The organism is Sphingomonas aliaeris, assembly GCF_016743815.1.
Taxonomy (GTDB): Bacteria; Pseudomonadota; Alphaproteobacteria; order Sphingomonadales; family Sphingomonadaceae; genus Sphingomonas; species Sphingomonas aliaeris.
Map to the genome: position 1 here is coordinate 660,288 of NZ_CP061035.1, position 17,241 is coordinate 677,528.

Genomic DNA, 17,241 nt, shown 5'->3' on the forward strand with positions numbered 1-17,241 from the left:
AGCGTGCCACCCCTATGTTCAGCTTCCCGGTTGGACGTAGGGGGCGGTCGCGAACAGTTCGCGTTGCCAACCGCGCGGGTCGTCCGCGACCCGACTCTCGACATCGACGATCAACGTCGCGCGCCCGGGCAGCGTGTATGTCGGCCATTCGACCGCGCCGCGCACGGCCGGGTTGCCGGTCCGCGCGAACGCGATGAAGCGATCCTGCAAGGCGCGGGATACGGCACGCACGTCCGCGGTGTCGCCGACGCCCGCACCCTTTGCATCGACCGTACCGAAGACGAGCGGCACGTCGATGCAGTGGAATGCGCCTCGGCGTGAATCCTCGCGCGACGTGAAGTCGGTCTGGTACAGCCACGCCGGGGTACCGGCCCGCGCGCGCGCCTCCGCCACCTCGATCTGCCCGCGCCAGCTTCGCCCGGCCGTCGTTGCCGCGAAGAATATGTCCGCTGCCTTGGATTGCGGCATTTTGCGGCGATATTCTTCGACGATCCGTTCGGACAGAACATCAACCGGCAATTCGTCGGCGATCCGGGACGCGACGTTGCTCCAGTCCATCGTCCGCACGAAGTCGCTGTCGGGATCGTAAAATGCGCGCATCTCGTCGCGTGCGTTGCCCGACAGCATCGGCAGCGATTGCGGCGGGGCGTCAGGCCAGAACGGATGCCGCGACAGTGCGCGCATGTCGAGCACCGGGCCGGTGTACAGCGCACCGCCGGACACCGGGTCCTCCGTATCCAGCGCCTCGATCAGCTTTTCGACGGGTACCGCTGCGGCCCGGGTCGGATCCATCTTCAGCCGCGCGAGAAAGGCTTCGGCCCGGCGGGTCGCGTGAAGTGGTCCGGATGCGGTCACCTGCTGGCCGCTCATCGTCGCGACGCGGTGGAACAGCCCGGTCGCCGATGGCATCGCAAGCAACGTTGTCACCTTGCCGCCGCCCCCGGAATCGCCGAACGCGGTAACGAGCCCCGGATCGCCCCCGAAGGCCGCGATATTCTCGCGTATCCAGCGCAGCGCGAGCACTAGGTCGGCCTGTCCCGCATTGCCGCTGTCCGGGAATTCCGCCGACAGGCGCGCGAGATATAGATAGCCGAGCACGTTCAACCGGTGGTTGATGGTGACGACCACGACGCCGCGCGCGGCAAGCTGTCGTCCGTCGCTCACCGGGTCGTTCCCGCTGCCGAACGCATATCCGCCGCCATGCACGTAGACCATCACCGGCAATTTGGCCCCCGGATGCGCATCGGGCGTCCAGATGTTCAGCGTCAGGCAATCCTCGGATTGCGGCCCGCGCCTGGTGTGTTGCGGACAGACGGGGCCGAACGACACGGCGCGAATCTCGTCCCGCATTTTCTGCTCGAGTGTCGCCGCTCGGAAGCGGCTCGCCCGGCCGTAGCGGATGCCCAGAAAGCTGGATACGTTACCGCTTCGTAGGCCCAGATATCGTCCGGCAGGGCAGGCGACCCGCGGCTCCGGTGATTTGGCCAGAACACGCCCCGGCACTGCCAGCGACAAGCCCGCTGCGAGCAACAGGCGTCGCGTCTCGTCCGTCACGGCCGCGCCACTGCGCGCGACGCCGCCTGCGCCTCGGACAGCAGGATATTGACCAGCCGCAAGCGTACCGTGCTGCGCGACCAGACCACGCCGATCCTGCGCCCGATTTCGGGCAGTGGCAGGGGCAGGCGCGCGACGTTGATCCCTTCGGGCCAGGGTGGGGACCAGTCGGGGACCAAGGACACCCCAAGTCCCCGATCGACCATCACGGCGATCGCATTCAATGCGTTGAGCTCGAAACGTTCGTGCGGAACGATCCCCGCGCGCCGCATATATTCGTCGGCATGGCGGCCGCCCCATTGGTTGCGGTCGTACCGGATCAACGGTTCGTTGGTCAGCAGGTCGTGCACGTCGCGGTGTGCCTGCGCGGCAGGCGCTAACACGATCAACGGTTCTTCGCGCAGCACCATCCAGTCGCTGGTCTTGGGCAGTGGATAGGGCGCCTCCAGCACGAACGCGGCATCGAGATTGCCGGCTTCGACCTGCGCGTAAAGCTGCGCCGAATTGCCGGATTCGATATGCACGGTGATGTCGGGAAAACGAGCGCTGACCCGCGCCAGAATCTCGGGCAGCATCGACATCAACGGCGTCGTACAGGCGCCGAGGTGCAATTCTCCGCTGAAAGCATCGTCATTGGCCAGGCTGCGCAGATCGGCCGCATCACGCAGCAACTGGCGGGCATGCGTCAGGATGCGCCCGCCCTGTTCCGTCATCCGCACCGTCCGCCCGACGCGTATGATCAGCGGCGCGCCCAGCTCGCGCTCCAGCGTGTGCAATTGCTGTGCGATCGCTGACGGGCTGACGTTCAGCGACCGTGCGGCGGCGGCCATCGATCCCTGATCGACGACTGCGACGAACGTCCTCAGGAACTGGATGTCGATGACAGCCGCTCCGGTTCGATATCGCGCCGTCCGCGCCGTCCACCCCCGGTGAAGACCGTCAGCCCGTCGAGCTGTTGAGCGGTCGGCGGGGGAACAGGAAACTGGCGAGATAGCCGATCACGATCGATGCGACGATTGCGATCGCAAGGTAGAAATACGGATGCACCAGCGCGAAGATCCACGCGATCAGCGTGATGAGCGACGCGGCGACGATCCCGATCGCCGTGCCCTGCCAGTTGGCGCGGCGGGTGAACATGCCAAGCGTATAGGCGCCCGCGCAACTCCCTCCAAGCAAACCGAAAAGTTCGATCGTCAGGTCGAGCAGCGACCGAATCTCCATCCGCGACAGGATGATCGCGATGCCCACGCCGACCAGCCCGACGAGCACCGTCATCCATTCCGCGAAGCGCACTGCCTGTTTCTGTGTCGGCGGAACGCGGCGCAGCTTTTCGTAGAAATCGACGGACAGCAATGTCGCGACCGAATTGATCGTCCCGCTCAACGTCCCCATCGCGGCGGCGAAAAGCCCTGCGATGATGATGCCCGTGACGCCATGCGGCAGTTCGGTACCGATGAAGCTGGGGAACACCGCATCGATTGGCAGTAGCGGATCGAGCCGTCCGGGGTTCGCCCGGTAATAGGCGAACAAGGTCGTGCCGATGATGTAGAACAGGATGCCCGCAGGCAGCAGGATCACGGCGAAGAACCAGACCGACCGACTGGCCTGTTTCTCGGACGAGGTCGACAATACGCGCTGCATCAGCACCTGATCCTTGGGGAAGGTCAAGACGGTGTCGAACGTGTACAGGATGATGAAACCCCAGATCGTCGGGGTGGTGAAGTCGAAGCTGACATTGACCAGCTTCGTCTTGTCGAACTGCATCGCCGTATCGTATATTTGGGCGAAGCCGATCGAGTGGATGATGAACCCGATCGCGAAGATCGCACCCGACATCAACACGATTACCTGGAAAACGTCGGTCCAGATTACCGCCTTCATCCCGCCGAGTGCGGTATAGACGATCGTGCACAGTCCGATCACGAGAATGCACAGGATGACATTCGTGCCGGTGATCGTGCCAATCGCGAGCGCGGGCAGGAACAGCACAACGCCCATGCGCCCGCCGACATGCATCAGGATGGCGAGCCCCGATGACAGCATGCGGATCGCGGGGTGGAAACGCGTCTCGAGATAGCTGAACACGGATACGAGGTTGAGCCGGCGGAACAGGGGGATCACCCAGAACGCGACCGCCATCAGCGCGACGACGGTGACGATCTTCGACATCAGATATTGCCAGTCGGTGTCGAACGCCTTGGCCGGAACCGCGAGATAGCTGATCGAGCTGGTATTGGTGGCAAACATGCTGATCCCCGCCGCCCAGAACGGGATCGAGCGCGATCCGAGGAAGAACTCGCTCGTGGATCCCATCCGCGACCGCTGCCAGAAATAGAATCCGATCCCCAGCATCCCGGCCAGATAGACCAGGATGATCGTCCAATCGAGCCAGCCGAGCGGCCTGCGCTGCAACTCCAGTTCGGCGGAGGAGGTCGTTCCGTCGGCGCGGACCGCGACGATGCCGTTGCGGTACGGCGTCGTCGCCGCGCCTGCCGCAAGGCTGTAGCCGAGCGGTGCCCAGGCGTCGGTGATCGTGCTGTAGCTATACCAGGTCGACTGCGCCCCGTCGCCGAGCAGGTACAGCAGATAGGCCTGTCCGATCGCGCGCGACGATCCGGCGACGACGGGTGCGGGCGCGGGTGTCCGCGCGAGCCATCCTTCCTTTGCGGTCCAGCGCCACTGACGATCGCCGCCATTGCCTCGTACGGTCAGGAACATGGTGGATCCACGCGCCGCCAGTGCGACCGGTACGCCGCCGCCCGGCCATGCCGCGATCGCCAGCCAGTCACCGCCGGTCGTCGCGCGGGACAGTATGTGCGGCGTTCCGTCGGATGCGCTGCCCGCGATGACGAACGCGTCCGGCAACAGCGCGGCCTGCGGACGGGTAAGACGCATCGGGAGGGCAAACGGCTGCGCGACCCGCAGCTTGTCGCCATCGATCGCAACGAGCGCCGCCCGGTCCACGCCCTGCGCAGAACCGAACAGCAGGGCGGCACGCTGGCCGTCCGTGACGCCGCCGATCGCTGCGGATAGATCGTCGGTTTCGAGCGATTGCCAGCGGCCATCGTCGCGCAGCACCGCCGCGCCGCCGCCCCGGATGGCGACGGGCTGCCCTCCTATGCTCACCGCCACGGGCAGTCCCGACCCGGGCAGTTCGGCGATCTTCGCACCGTCATGCGAGCGGACGACGGTGACGCCGCCTTCCGCCGCAGCCGCCGGGAACGCCAGCATCGCGCACATCGCAAGCAAGCATGCCGCCAGCCACCGCAGGATCGTGGCAGGCGTCATCGTTTCGTCTCCAGCAACGCACGTGCCTGATCGATCATCGGGCGGTCGATCATCGCGCCGTCCAGCGTGAAGGCACCACGCCCTGCCGCTGCCGCTGCATCCGCCGCCGCGACGATCCGGCGGGCGCGCGCCACCGTCGCTTCATCCGTCCCGAAAATCGCGTTCGCCAGGCCGACCTGCCGGGGATGGATGCAGCTCTTGCCGAGATAGCCCATACTCCGTGCGAGTTCGGCCTCGGCCTCGAAACCTGCGGCGTCGGCGATATCGGGCCAGGCGCCGTCATATGCGAAGCGACTGGATTCACCTGCGCCCAACCGGATCGTCCATAGTGCAGCATGGACGTGCCGCGGCGATCGCCGGTCCATGCCGAGCGTTGCGAACAAGTCGTTCAAGCCCACTTGCAGCCCGGCCACCGCGGGATGCGCCGCGATCTCGGCCACGCGGGCAAGCGCGCGCGGCGTTTCGATGGTGGGCAACAGGCGGGCGCCGTCGATATGCCGTGCGGCGGCATCGACAGTCGCGGCATCCTCGCATTTGGGCAGGTTGATCAGGTCGACGCGGACCGCCGTCAATGCGGCAACGTCGCCGGCGAAATGTGGCGTATCCATGCCGTTGACGCGTACGATGATCGTCTTGCTGCTGGCCCGTACCGCGTCCGAGCCAAGAAAGTCCGCCAGCCGCGTTCGCGCCGCCGCCTTGCCGTCGCCAGGTACCGCATCTTCCAGATCGAAGGACAGGGCGTCGGCATCACCCGATAGCGCCTTGTCGAAGAAGTCGGGACGCGCGCCGGGCACGAATAACTTGCTGCGCATCATCCCCCCTGTTCTCGTCCATCCGCTACCACGCCGGACCGCAGGAAATCTATCGTGTACGCCGACGAACACGCAAGTGTGATTGCGACACGGCAGAAAATGTGTGGAGTGAACCAAGCGCTGCCCGTTTTATTCGCGGTCTAACTAACGGTACAGTCGGTGAAAATAAGCGAATGGGAGGGGACTATGATTACTTTCGCGCGCGCCACGATCGGCACGCTGATGCTGTCCGCAGCATGGACCGGCGCCACGGCTCAACAGGCCGGGCCGCAACCCGCAGAACCGACCGCCGCGCAGGAAGCGGCAACCGCGACGACAGAGGAGCCCGCGCGCGACGACGATCGCGGCGTCATCGTCACGGGCAGCCGCGCGCCGAAGGCGGTGGACAAGATCCCTGGCGCGATCACCATCATCACGCCCGCGGAAGTCCAGCGTTCGCTTGCGATCACCGAGGACAATACGGCGGTGCTGGCGAAGACCGTTCCTGGCTATTCGGAATCGAACCAGACGCTGAACACGCTGGGCGAAACATTGCGTGGACGTACCGCTTTGTACCTGTTCGACAGCATTCCGCAGTCGACCCCCCTGCGCGACGGTAGCCGCAACGCGACCTTCACCGACATGGCGGTGGTCGAGCGGATCGAGGTTATCGGCGGCGCTTCCGCATCGGAAGGCATCGGCGCGGCAGGCGGCGTCATCAACTTCATCTCGAAGCGCGCGACGCTGGACGGTACGCACTTTAACGTCGGTGGCCGGCTCGGCTCGCAGTTCCGCGACGACAGCACCGTCTGGAAACTGAACGGCGACATCTCGCACAAATCCGGCAGCTTCGACGTCTTCGCGGCCGCGGCCTATGTCGATCGCGGTGCGACCTATGACGCGCGCGGTCGCCGGATCGGTCTCAGTTCGTCCAGCTCGCTGGCAGATTCGACGCAGAAGAACCTGTTCCTCAAGGTCGGAACCGATTTCGGTGCCGATCAGAACCAGCGCCTCGAGGCGACGGGCAGCTATTTCAAGCTCGCGAGCAAGGGCAACTACCATTACGTCGCGGGCAGCCGCGCAGGCGGGTTGCCCGACACATCCGAACCAGGGCCATTGCTGGTCAACGGCGTGGACGTGACGCGCGAGGAATATAACGAGTTCATCCAGGGCGCGCTGAACTACAAGAACAAGGATCTGTTCGGCGGCAATCTGGTCGCGACCTTCTATTGGGCCAAGCAGGCGATGCGCTTTGCGGGCGAAAACGGCACGGACCGTCAGGACCCGCTGATCGCGCCGCTCGGCACCTTGGTCGACCAGTCGGAGATCAATTCGAAGAAATACGGCATCCGCACGTCCTATTCGCGGCCGGATTTCCTTATCGACGGGCTGGAACTCCGCTTCGGCATCGACGCCGTGCGCGACGACACGCAACAGAAGCTGGCATTGACCAACCGCATCTGGGTCCCGCCGCTGAAATATACCAGCTTCGGTCCGTACGTTCAGTTGTCCTGGGATATCGGTCCGGTCACGTTGGCCGGCGGCCTGCGCCACGAGGATGGTCGCGTGAAGGTCGACGATTACACGACCACTTTCTTCCGCAATCGCGTGTTCGTGCAGGGCGGTACGTTGAAGTACAAAAACGACCTGCTCAACGCGGGTGCGGTGTGGCGCATCGGTGGCGGCTTCTCGGCATTCGCATCGTATAGCGAAGGCTTCACGCTGCCGAACGTCGGCATCCCGCTGCGCAACATCAACTATCCCGGCCAGACGGTGGCGGGCATCCTCGATCTGCAGGCCGTGATCTTCAAGAACCGCGAATTCGGTGCGAACTGGCGCGGCAGCTGGGGCAGCTTCGGCGCGTCCTACTACAACTCCTATTCGCGGCTGGGTTCGACGCTGGCGGTCGATCCGGTCACGCTCGATTTCGTGCTCAACCGCCGCCCGGTTCGTATCAAGGGTATCGATGCGACTGCCGAAATCCGGCCGACCAGCACTTTGCGCGTCAACCTGCTGTACAGTCATGTCGATGGGCGGACGAGCGCTGCGAACAACATCGTCGAACCGTTGAACGTCCGTCTGGGCATCACCAACATCGCGCCCGACAAGCTGAATGCGACCGTCACCTATTCACCCACGCAGCAGGCGTCGGTATCGTTCGGGATGGACAAGACGTTCACGCGCAGCATCAATCAGGGGATGAGCACGGCCGAACGGACGACCGGCCGGACGCTGTTCGATGCGACCGCACGGTACAAGATCGACGGGGTCGGCACGATCTCGCTCGCATCCGAAAACCTGTTCAACAAATACTATTTCCTGGCCTTCTCCCAGATCGACTTCTTCCAGAACTATTTCGCCGGGCGTGGTCGCACGGTGACGCTGTCGCTGCGTAGCGACTTCTGACGACGTCGCGGCACGGGGAACGGATGTGACGATATCGACGCACGGCGGGCATATTCTGGTCGCCGGGTCCGCCAACGCCGATTTCGTCGTCCGTGCCGCGCATATCCCGGCCCCCGGCGAGACTGTGATGGGCGGCGACCTGTCGATCGTTCCGGGTGGCAAGGGCGCCAACCAGGCGGTCGCCGCCGCCCGTGCCGGGGGGTGTTGCACGACGATGCTGCTCGCGTTGGGCGACGATGCATCTGGTGCGATCCTCGAACGGTCGCTGTCGGATGCGGGGGTCGAGGCCCGCGTCGTGCGCAGCGCTCGCGCCACCGGGGCTGCGTTGATCACCGTTTCCGACACCGCGGAAAACGCGATCACCGTCGCGCCGGGCGCCAATGCGACGTTGCTGCCCGAACACCTGCCCGATCTGGCGGGGATCGACTGGCTGGTCCTGCAACTCGAAACGCCGATCGCCACCGTCACCGCTTACGCGCAGGCGGCGCGGGCGGCGGGCGTCAAGGTCATGTTGAACGTCGCGCCGGCGCAGGCCGTCCCCGACGCCTTGCTGTCGGCGGTCGATGTGCTCGTCGCGAATGAGGAGGAACTGGCGGTGCTCGTCGGCTCGGACGGATCGATCCTCGATCGCCTGTCGCGATTGCCCGTGCCGTTGGGGATCGTAACGCTCGGCGCACGCGGCAGTTGTGCGCTGGCCGGCGGCGATGCGATCTTCCAGCCCGCCTTTCTCGTGCAGGCGATCGATACCACCGCAGCCGGCGACACGTTCTGCGGCGCGCTTGCCGCGGCGCTGGCGCAGGGCGCTGCCCCCGAGGATGCGCTGCGTTCGGCAAGCGCCGCCGCCGCGCTCGCCACGACTGCCGCCGGTGCGCAGGCCAGCATTCCGACGCAAGCCGATGTCGCACGACTGCTGGCCGGATCCGGCAACGACTTTAAGTCGGACGACGCGCTCGCCACATATTGCCGCGCCGCCCCGGCCCCCGATCGAGTATCCTGATGACCTCTCCACGCAATGCCGGCCCCCACCGCACGACGAGCGACGTCAAGTTCAGCCACGCGCTGACCGGGCCATATCTGCCGACCCCGGGCAAGGTGCCGGGTTGGCCGTTCCAGGACATGGGGCGCTGGACGATCGACGTCGCCGGCGCGGCGGACGAATGGCTGACGGGCCTGCGCGAATGGCGTCGCGAACACCGGCTGCGCATCGGGCTGGACGACAGCCTGTACCGCCACCCCGATCTGCTCTGGTCGCAAACCAATTTCGTCCATGCGCTGACGATGGTCGAAGACCTGTATTTCTTCGATCCCGAGACAGGGAAATATACCGTCGATCGATATCTCGACGATCTCGAGGAACGCTTCGGTGGCGTGGACAGCGTGCTGCTATGGTACATCTATCCCAATATCGGCGTGGACGATCGCGGGCAGTTCGATCTGGTCTACGATCTCCCGGGCGGGCTGGACGGGTTGAAGCGGGTCGTCGCCGATTTCCACGCACGTGGGGTGAAGGTGTTCCTGCCAACGATGCCGTGGGATCATGGCACGCGCGAGGGCGACGCGCCGGATTGGGAGCGGATGGCAGATATCGTCGCGGCGGTCGGCGCGGACGGAATCAACGGCGATACCTATTCGGGCGTGCCGCGCGCTTTCCATGTGGCGTGCGAGGCGCGCGGGCGCCCGGTCGTGCTGCAACCGGAATCGACCGCGCAGGCCGGCGACCATATCCTCAGCTGGAACCTGCAAAGCTGGACGAAGCGCGTCCCCAATGAATCGATCCCCACCGTCGTCAAGCTGAAATGGGTCGAGCCACGCCACATCGTGCAGATCGAGAATCGCTGGAGCCGGGAACGCTGGAGCGACTTGCAACACGCCTTCTTCAACGGCATCGGCTATGTCGCGTGGGAAAACGTGTTCGGCTTCGTCAACATGCTGACGGACCGCGACGCCGCGACGCTGCGCCGGGTCGCCATGATCCAGCGGTTCGCACCGATGTTCGCGACCGACGACTGGGTTCCCTATGACGCGACGCTCCAGTCCGGCGTCTTCGCCAGCCGCTGGCCGGGCGCGGACCGCACGCTTTGGGCGCTGATCAACCGCCAGGATTATGGTGTGTCAGGCGACCAGATCGCCGTGCGACATGTCGATGGCGCGGGCTATTTCGACCTGTGGAACGGGCGTGAGGTGTCGCCCCGCATCGCGAACGGGCAGGCGATCTTCGACGTGGACATCGAGGCACGCGGCTTCGGCACTCTTCTGCAAGTGCTGCCGGGGGGCCGATCGATCGGGCATCGAGGAATTCCTGACCGAGATGGCGCGCCATGCCGCGACGCCGCTCGCCAGCCTGTCCGCGACTTGGTCCTCCGCGCAGCAGCAGATCGTACCGATCGAACCGACGAATACCCATGACGCGGTACCCGACGACATGGTGTCGATTCCTTCCGCCGACTTCGACTTTGCGGTGCACGGTATCGTGATCGAAGGGTACAATGCCGAGGGCGTGGACGTGCAATATCCGTGGGAGCCGAACGCGCGCCGGTTCCACCGCCACCGCATGACGATCCCGGCCTTCGCGATCGATCGCTATCCCGTCACCAATGCCGACTACAAGACGTTCATCGACGCCAGCGGGTATATGCCGGCCGATCCGCACAGCTTCCTCCGCCACTGGGTGGGCGGCGCCCCCGAACCGGGCACCGACCGCCAGCCGGTCGTGTGGATCGGGATCGAGGATGCGCGCGCCTATGCCGCATGGGCCGGCAAGCGCCTGCCCCGCGAATGGGAATGGCAATATGCCGCCCAAGGCACGGATGGCCGTCGGTATCCTTGGGGCGACGATTGGCGCGCGGATGCCGCGCCGCCCGCATCGGTCGAGCGGACGATGCCCGCTTTGTCCGATGTCGATGCCTATCCCCAGGGCGCCAGCCCGTTCGGGGTGATGGCGATGACCGGCCATGTCTGGCAGTGGAGCGACGAATATCGCGACCGGCACGTCCGCGCCGCCGTCGTCCGGGGCGGCAGCCCGTATCAACCGCACAGCTCGCACTGGTATTTCCCGCAAGGCTATACGCTCGACCAGCACGGCAAATACCTGTTGATGGCTCCGTCCAAGGATCGATCCGGCGGGATCGGGTTCCGGTGCGCGCTTGACCTCTGATCGCGCCATGATCTTCGCGGAACCGAATGCGGTCACGCTCGGCGGACCGCTGGGCGATGCGGTCGCGGCCAATCGCGCGGGTCGCCTGTCGACCTTCGTCACTGGCCCGGGCAGCCCCGCCATCGCAATCTTCGATCCCGAAACCGTCGCCGCGAACGAAGGTGGCGACTGGTATGGCGAACATGCCGGCAAGTGGCTCTACGCCGCCGCCCGGTCGCGCGATCCGGCACTCCTTCCCCGCGTACTCGAAGTGGCGGACCACCTTGTCTCGCTCCAGGACGCGGATGGCTATCTCGGCAACTATCCACCGGCCCGGCGCTTCATGGTCAAGCAGCCGCCCAAGCCGTTCAGCTGGAACGGCGAGCCTGCGCTACGAACCTGGGATATCTGGACGCATGCCTATCTGATTCTCGGGCTGGTCGAGGCATGGAAGGCGACGGGTCAAGAAAATGGCGACGATCACTTGCTCGACGCCGCGGCACGGATCGGCGATCTGGTCCTGCGCACGCTGCGCGCCGGCGATGTCCGCATCACCGATCTCGGCAACCATTTCGGCTTGTCCGCGACGGTGCTGATCGACCCGGCCTGCGAGCTCTATTTCGCGACGGGCAACCGCGACTATCTCGAACTCGCCACTTTGGTCCTCGATCAGGCAGAGGCCGATCCGCATAGCGCGTTCCTGTCCGCGGCTCTGCGCGGCGACGATCCGTCGGCGATCGCGACGGGCAAGGCGTACCAATTGTTGTGGAACCTCGTCGGCCTGGCGAAGCTGTACCGCGCCACCGCCGAGCCACGCTATCTGGACGCGCTACATCTGATATGGGCCAATGTGCGGGATCATCATCTGACGATCGGCGGCGGGCCGTGGGGCGGCGTCGCGCATCGGTCGCGCGAGGTATTCAACGCGCCCGGCACCTTCCATCCGCATGGCTATGTCGAGACTTGCTCGACGATGTCGTGGATCCAGCTCAATCGCGAACTGCTCGGCATCCTTGGCGAGGCGAAGTTCGCCCAGGCGATCGAACGCAGCGCCTATAACGACCTGCTCGGCGCGCAGGGCGCGGACGGCGAGGCGTGGTGCTATTACAGCTTCCCCAATGGCAAGCGGGTCCACACCACCTATTGGCGATGCTGCAAATCCAGCGGCGCGATCGCAATCGAGGAACTGCCCGGTTTCGCTTATGGCGTAGCCGCGGACGGCAGCGTATCGGTCAATCTGCTGGGACCATCCGAAGCCACGCTCGACCTGCCCGGTATCGGCGCGGTCAAAGTCACGCAGACGACCGATTACCCCTTCGCCGACACGATCCGGATCGCGGTCGATGCGGGCGGTGCGAAGGTCGCGCTGAACGTGCGAATCCCCGACTGGGCCGAGGGTGCGACGCTGACCGGCGCGGACGGTCCGCTCGCCCCCGACAGCTTCTTTCGCGTCGAAACGTCGGACAGCGTCCTGCTCACGCTGCCGATGCCAGCCAGATTGCATCATGCAAGCTCGCGCAACGTGCAGGAATCGCTTGCCCCGGACGGTACCCCCGTCGCGCAGGAGGTGCTGCGTCACGATTACGTCGCGGTGTCGCGCGGCCCGCTGGTTTATGCGACCGGTTTGATCGATGGCTTCAAGGCGGAAGAGACGATCCGTCTCGGGCTGGACGCGCTGGCGGCCGACACTTCGGGCGACGTAACGCTGACGCCGCGCGATCGGGGGGCGATCCGCTTCGAACCCTATTACCGCACCGGCAATCGCGATGATGGCGCGTGGCGGCTCACCTGGCTGCGCCTCGCACCCGAGCCGGCCGCATGACCGTGTTCCGTAACGCGAAGCGCAGCGGCCCGGCGGGGCCGCTCGACAGCGTGAAGGTGCTTGATCTCAGCGCCTATATCGCCGGCCCCTATGGCTGCACGATCCTTGCCGATCAGGGTGCTGACGTCATCAAGGTCGAACCGCCGATCGGGGACAATCTGCGCCATTACCCCTCGACGCTGGAGGGGGAGAATCGCGCGTTCCTCGGCGTCAACCGGTCCAAGAGCGGCGTCGTGCTCGACCTGAAACAGGCGGGCGACCACGCCATATTGCTGGATCTCGTGGCGCAGGCCGACGTGCTGGTGCACAATTTCCGGCCGGGCGTCGCGGAACGGCTGGGCATCGACTATCAGGCGCTGGATCGCCTCAATCCGCGACTGATCTATTGCACGGTGACGGGCTATGGCGAAGATGGCCCGATGGCCGGCCGCGCCGGTTACGATCAGGTGCTTCAGGCGATGACCGGCATGACGCGGCTGCAGGGCAGGGCGGGCGGCCCGCCCGAACTCACCTACGGATCGCCGGTCGACTATTACGCCGCCGCCCTCGTCGCGAGCGGCGTGGCTTCGGCCTTGTTCGAACGTGAGCGCAGCGGGGTCGGCCAATATGTCGGCGTGTCGCTGCTGCGCAGTGCGTTGGCGATGCAGTCCGCGCGGATGGTGCAGGGCGAGGGCGAACGGCACGACATCTCGCGCGACATGCGCTCCGGCGGCATTACCGGGTTGCATCCGACGGCGGACGGCTGGCTCTACGTCTCCGCCAATACGCCGCATTTTTGGCGCGCATTGTGCGCACATACCGGGCTCGACGCGCTCGCCGACGATCCGCGTTACGACACGGTCAAGAAACGCGCCGCACATGCGGACGAACTGCTCCCCCGGCTGCGCGCGGTGCTGCTGACCCGGACCGCCGAGGAATGGGAGGAGGCGCTGGCCGGCGCAGTCCCCTGTTCGGTTGCGCGCGCGGTCGAGGAAATGTTCGACCATCCACAGGTCGCCGCGGAGGAGATGATGGCGACCATCCCCCATCCGACGCTCGGCAGCTATCGCGGCGTCACCCGCCCGATCAAATTCTCCCGCACGCCCGGCCCCGACGCCTTCGCCGCGCCCCTGCTCGACGAGGATGGCGAGGCATTGCGGTCGGGGGAATAGGATCCGGCTTCACCGCCCGCAGGAACAGATCGATGCATTCGAACGCTACCTCCTTCCCAATCGGAAGGAGTCGAACATGTTGCGGACCATTCTCATCGCGGCCGTTGCGGCGGCGGGCCTCGGCGCTCCCGCGTTGGCCGACGTGCCGGGCAAGAACTGGATCAGCACCGCGAAGGTGAAGGCGATCCTCGCCAAACGCGGATATCAGGTGACCAAGCTGGAGGCCGATGACGGCCATTGGGAAGGCGAGGCGCGCAAGGCGAACGTTACTTACGACTTCCACGTCGATCCGCGGTCGGGCGCGATCACGAAGATGGAACGCGACACCGACTGACGGAGCGCCGCCGCCGCCTATTTCACCGAGGCGCGGCGATAGTCGAGCGGCGGCGATCGATCGCCCAGCATCGCGCGGTACGTGAAGTTCGGACCGCGACGTTGCTGGAACTCCGCCTTCGCCGCGGCGATTGCTTCCGGGTTGCGGAACAGGTCGGCGGCGGTCAGCGCGATCGTCTTCGCAGCGACCGTGCCGCCTTTCGCACCGATCGTGCTGCCCGATGCGGCGACCGCCTGCCAGCTATGCGCGGGCGTGCCGGGGACCCAGGTCGCCGCCCCCAGCCCGATCGTCGGCGTGGTCCAGGACACGTCGGCCACGTCCGTCGACCCACCCCCATCCGCGGTCGAGATCGCCGCAACCGATCCGGCGGACTCCATCGGCCGTTGTACGGGCAGGCCCGGCTGCATCGTCCTGGCCCAGGCGGTTTCCTCCGGCGTCCAGCGTGCGCCACCCACGGCGCGCAGATTGGCGTCCATCACCTTGGCAAGCGTATCGTTGGCGAGCATCGAATAGACGCCGCCCGTGGCCTCGAACTCCACCGTCGTGCCCGTCGCCATCGCGGCGCCCTCCGCTGCCTTGCGCACGCGGTCCATCACCGACCGAACGACGGCGGGATCGGTATGGCGAACGTAATAATAGCTTTCCGCGAAATCGGGGACGACGTTCGGGGCCACGCCGCCATTGGTCACGACGTAATGGATCCGGGTCGTCATCGGAATGTGTTCGCGCAGGTAATTGACCGCGACGTTCATCACCTCGACCCCGTCCAGCGCAGACCGGCCCTTGTCGGGCAACGCGGAGGCGTGCGCGCTGACACCCTTGAAGCGGAACTTGCCCGAAATGTTCGCCTGGCTCGCGCCGTTGCTCACCTGGTTCGAATCGCCCGGATGCCAGTGCAGCACCGCGTCGACATCGTTGAACAAGCCGGCGCGGACCAGATAGACCTTGCCCGACCCGCCTTCCTCGGCGGGCGAACCGAACACGCGGACCTCGCCGTCCACCTTGTTCGCGACCATCCAGTCCTTGACCGCGATCGCGGCGGCGACCGATGCCGCGCCGAAGATGTTGTGCCCGCAACCATGGCCCGCCGCCTGCCCCTCGATCGGCGCGCGCGTCGGTTCGCTGCGCTGGGCGAGGCCCGGCAGCGCGTCATATTCGGCGAGGATCCCGATCACGGGTCCCTTGCCGCGACGAAAGCTGGCGACGAACGCGGTGGGCATGCCAGCGACACCCGGCGTGATCGCGAAGCCGGCCTTCTTCAGCGTGTCCTGCAACAGGTCGGAACTCTTCGTCTCCTGATACCCCACCTCGGCATAGTTCCAGACCGCCAGCGCGTTGCGCGCCAAAGCGGGAGACTGCGCATCCACGCCGTTCAGGATCGCCTGCCGATCCGCATCGCTCGCCCCCTGAGCCGCCGCTGTGTGCGGTACGAAAGCGGAAACCGTGGCGGCCGTCACGGCCCAGGCGAACGAACGCAGCATCATATCTCTCCTCACCGTACCGAAACCGCCGCCGCCCCGCTTCACCCCGTCGTACGAGGATCAGAAATCGTAATAGCGCCGGGACGCCGGGATCCGCCGGCGTTTCCGGGTCGCGATCGCCCAGAATGTGCAGGATACGCCCGCCAGGACCAGCAGGACGATCGGGACCATGACGGTGACCTTCGATTCGACGCGTTGTGCGACGACGACGGCGGCGGCGACGGCGATCGAATAGGCGCCGCATGCGATCACGACACGCCAGCGTTCCCGCGGGGAGGGCGCATCGAACGGGGCGACGACCGCAAGACACGCCGCGCCCAGCACCAGCGCGACCAACGTAATCCAGCTACCGCCCAGAAACCACGCGAGCAACGTCACGAGCAGCGTGAGTATCGATAGAGCCGACGCGAACATGCGAAGTCGTACCATTCAGCAATTTTCCCCATCGCTCGTAACCGTCTGCATAGCATTGCCCGCCTGGATATCGCGCCGCGCCTGGAAAATCTCCACGGTCGCGCCCTCCAGACGGACAGCCGTAAGCACACCGGTCTGATAGACGCCAGTGTCGATACCCATCCGGTCGGCGGTGATATCCGGTTCCGCGGAGGTCCAGCTGTGGCCATGCACGATGATTTTCTCGAACCTCTGTTTCGAATCGAGAAAATCCTCGCGAATCCACAGGCAATCTTCGTCGGTCTGCTTGTCGATCGGTACGCCCGGCCGAAGACCCGCATGAACGAACAGATAGTCGCCATAGACCGCGCGGATCCGGAGCCGCTTGAGCAGATCGAGATGCGCCGCCGGCAGGCGATCCGTCAGCGCGTAGCTGAGGTTGCGGCAGTCGCTTTCCACCAGCGTCGAGAGATCGTCGGGCAGCGCCACGCCGTAAGATCGCAGCGTCCAATGTCCGTCCCGCTGCAACCAGCGCAATCCTTCGGCCGGATGGTCGAGGAAGTCGAGCAGCAACGCCTCGTGATTGCCTTTCAGCAGGAGGGTTTTGACACCCGCATTCCGTTCGAGCCAGACGAGCGCGGCCATCACGTCGCCCGATCGCGCACCGCGATCGATATAGTCGCCGCACAGGATGACGAGTGGAGCGGAATCGCCCACGCTGGAGGCGATGTCGGCGACGATCGCCTCCAGCAATGCGACGAACTGTTCGTAACAGCCGTGAATATCGCCGATCGCATAGATCAATCGCCCGCCGGTCGATCGCGCACGCGGCGTCGTCGGGACGCTCGGCCGGCGGACGATCCGAATAGTCGATGCCACGGCCTCGGG

General features: G+C 65.6%; 14 protein-coding genes. 7 read left to right on the forward strand and 7 right to left on the reverse strand.

What is annotated here, in order from left to right; genetic code table 11:
- Positions 1-18: 18 nt before the first annotated feature.
- Genes H5J25_RS02815 through H5J25_RS02830 form a run of 4 tightly spaced genes read right to left on the reverse strand, consistent with a single transcriptional unit; the run spans position 19 to position 5,654 of the window.
- Positions 19-1,554, reverse strand: coding sequence for a carboxylesterase/lipase family protein (locus tag H5J25_RS02815; RefSeq protein WP_202094540.1), 1,536 nt, complete (start codon positions 1,552-1,554; stop codon positions 19-21).
- The gene (locus H5J25_RS02820; protein ID WP_318781363.1) at positions 1,551-2,546 is read right to left on the reverse strand and encodes a LysR substrate-binding domain-containing protein; all 996 of its coding nucleotides are present in this window, start codon (positions 2,544-2,546) and stop codon (positions 1,551-1,553) included. The genes H5J25_RS02815 and H5J25_RS02820 overlap by 4 nt, the downstream gene beginning before the upstream one ends.
- Entirely contained in the window at positions 2,494-4,842 is a 2,349-nt protein-coding gene (locus H5J25_RS02825; RefSeq protein WP_202094543.1) for a sodium:solute symporter, read from the reverse strand. Before H5J25_RS02825 ends, H5J25_RS02820 begins: the two co-directional genes overlap by 53 nt.
- Positions 4,839-5,654: an HpcH/HpaI aldolase/citrate lyase family protein gene (locus tag H5J25_RS02830; RefSeq protein ID WP_202094545.1), complete on the reverse strand. Its 816-nt coding sequence runs from the start codon at positions 5,652-5,654 to the stop codon at positions 4,839-4,841. The genes H5J25_RS02825 and H5J25_RS02830 overlap by 4 nt, the downstream gene beginning before the upstream one ends.
- A gap of 186 nt (positions 5,655-5,840) precedes the next feature.
- Here H5J25_RS02830 and H5J25_RS02835 point away from each other — a divergent pair, with 186 nt between their 5' ends.
- The 7 genes from H5J25_RS02835 (at position 5,841) to H5J25_RS02865 (ending at position 14,479) form a co-directional block, all read left to right on the forward strand.
- On the forward strand, positions 5,841-8,039 hold the full coding sequence (locus H5J25_RS02835) for a TonB-dependent receptor (RefSeq protein WP_202094547.1): 2,199 nt from the start codon (positions 5,841-5,843) through the stop codon (positions 8,037-8,039).
- 25 nt (positions 8,040-8,064) lie between these two features.
- Positions 8,065-9,036 (forward strand): PfkB family carbohydrate kinase, encoded by a 972-nt coding sequence (locus H5J25_RS02840; protein WP_202094549.1) that lies wholly within the window; start codon positions 8,065-8,067, stop codon positions 9,034-9,036.
- Entirely contained in the window at positions 9,036-10,445 is a 1,410-nt protein-coding gene (locus H5J25_RS02845; protein WP_202094551.1) for a hypothetical protein, read from the forward strand. Before H5J25_RS02840 ends, H5J25_RS02845 begins: the two co-directional genes overlap by 1 nt.
- On the forward strand, positions 10,348-11,193 hold the full coding sequence (locus H5J25_RS02850) for a formylglycine-generating enzyme family protein (protein ID WP_202094560.1): 846 nt from the start codon (positions 10,348-10,350) through the stop codon (positions 11,191-11,193). Before H5J25_RS02845 ends, H5J25_RS02850 begins: the two co-directional genes overlap by 98 nt.
- Positions 11,183-12,994 carry a glycoside hydrolase family 127 protein gene (locus H5J25_RS02855; RefSeq protein WP_202094566.1) on the forward strand — a complete coding sequence of 604 codons (1,812 nt, stop codon included), beginning with the start codon at positions 11,183-11,185 and terminating at the stop codon, positions 12,992-12,994. The genes H5J25_RS02850 and H5J25_RS02855 overlap by 11 nt, the downstream gene beginning before the upstream one ends.
- Positions 12,991-14,145, forward strand: a complete 1,155-nt coding sequence (locus H5J25_RS02860; RefSeq protein WP_202094568.1) for a CaiB/BaiF CoA transferase family protein — start codon at positions 12,991-12,993, stop codon at positions 14,143-14,145. Before H5J25_RS02855 ends, H5J25_RS02860 begins: the two co-directional genes overlap by 4 nt.
- 76 nt (positions 14,146-14,221) lie before the next feature.
- On the forward strand, positions 14,222-14,479 hold the full coding sequence (locus tag H5J25_RS02865) for a PepSY domain-containing protein (protein WP_202094574.1): 258 nt from the start codon (positions 14,222-14,224) through the stop codon (positions 14,477-14,479).
- A gap of 17 nt (positions 14,480-14,496) precedes the next feature.
- On the opposite strand, the gene H5J25_RS02870 is transcribed toward H5J25_RS02865, so the two are convergent.
- From H5J25_RS02870 to H5J25_RS02880, 3 genes are read right to left on the reverse strand one after another with little or no spacing between them, the layout of a single operon-like run.
- Positions 14,497-15,960: an amidohydrolase gene (locus tag H5J25_RS02870; RefSeq protein ID WP_225883317.1), complete on the reverse strand. Its 1,464-nt coding sequence runs from the start codon at positions 15,958-15,960 to the stop codon at positions 14,497-14,499.
- A 60-nt stretch (positions 15,961-16,020) separates the two neighbouring features.
- Positions 16,021-16,389 carry a hypothetical protein gene (locus H5J25_RS02875; protein WP_202094577.1) on the reverse strand — a complete coding sequence of 123 codons (369 nt, stop codon included), beginning with the start codon at positions 16,387-16,389 and terminating at the stop codon, positions 16,021-16,023.
- Positions 16,390-17,232, reverse strand: a complete 843-nt coding sequence (locus H5J25_RS02880) for a metallophosphoesterase (RefSeq protein WP_225883318.1) — start codon at positions 17,230-17,232, stop codon at positions 16,390-16,392. It abuts the gene before it with no gap.
- Between the last annotated feature and the right edge of the window lie 9 nt (positions 17,233-17,241).

Bases quoted from the DNA above. Each gene is read 5' to 3' on its own strand.
- H5J25_RS02870 (WP_225883317.1), bottom strand. From the start codon at position 15,960: ATGCTGCGTTCGTTCGCCTGGGCCGTGACGGCCGCCACGGTTTCCGCT.
- H5J25_RS02830 (WP_202094545.1), bottom strand. From the start codon at position 5,654: ATGCGCAGCAAGTTATTCGTGCCCGGCGCGCGTCCCGACTTCTTCGAC.
- H5J25_RS02860 (WP_202094568.1), top strand. From the start codon at position 12,991: ATGACCGTGTTCCGTAACGCGAAGCGCAGCGGCCCGGCGGGGCCGCTC.
- H5J25_RS02875 (WP_202094577.1), bottom strand. From the start codon at position 16,389: ATGGTACGACTTCGCATGTTCGCGTCGGCTCTATCGATACTCACGCTG.
- H5J25_RS02825 (WP_202094543.1), bottom strand. From the start codon at position 4,842: ATGACGCCTGCCACGATCCTGCGGTGGCTGGCGGCATGCTTGCTTGCG.
- H5J25_RS02865 (WP_202094574.1), top strand. From the start codon at position 14,222: ATGTTGCGGACCATTCTCATCGCGGCCGTTGCGGCGGCGGGCCTCGGC.
- H5J25_RS02850 (WP_202094560.1), top strand. From the start codon at position 10,348: ATGGCGCGCCATGCCGCGACGCCGCTCGCCAGCCTGTCCGCGACTTGG.
- H5J25_RS02835 (WP_202094547.1), top strand. From the start codon at position 5,841: ATGATTACTTTCGCGCGCGCCACGATCGGCACGCTGATGCTGTCCGCA.
- H5J25_RS02845 (WP_202094551.1), top strand. From the start codon at position 9,036: ATGACCTCTCCACGCAATGCCGGCCCCCACCGCACGACGAGCGACGTC.